Source organism: Streptococcus danieliae (assembly GCF_009767945.1).
GTDB classification, from domain to species: Bacteria; Bacillota; Bacilli; order Lactobacillales; family Streptococcaceae; genus Streptococcus; species Streptococcus danieliae.
The window spans coordinates 1-348 of sequence record NZ_WSRS01000235.1; the positions used below are offsets into that span (position 1 = coordinate 1).

Sequence of the window (348 nt, forward strand, 5' to 3'; positions counted from 1 at the left end):
GTTTAGCTTATAAACCGTATATGATATACTTGTCTTATGGCATACGGAATTGATTTTAGAAAACGTGTCCTCGCTTACGTAGAAGAGGGACATACACGTCAAGAAACTGCAAAACTATTTAATATTAGCACGAATACTTTATACACCTGGGAAAAGCAACAACGAGAACAGGGACATTTAGAACGCAAGAAGCGTGTAGCTAAGTCTAGAAAAATCCCTTTGGATCAATTAAAAAACTTTGTTAAGGAAAATCCAGATGCCTTTTTAAGGGAGATTGCAGAGCATTTTTCTTGCAGTATTCCCTCTGTTTGGGCTGCTTTGAAGCAAGTGAATCTTACTTTAAAAAAA

The 348-nt window shown here is 36.2% G+C and carries 1 protein-coding gene; it reads left to right on the forward strand.

Annotated elements, in window-relative coordinates:
- Nucleotides 1-36: 36 nt before the first annotated feature.
- On the forward strand, nucleotides 37-348 hold a 312-nt coding region (locus tag E5983_RS09610; protein ID WP_160333534.1), incomplete at its 3' end, for an IS630 transposase-related protein.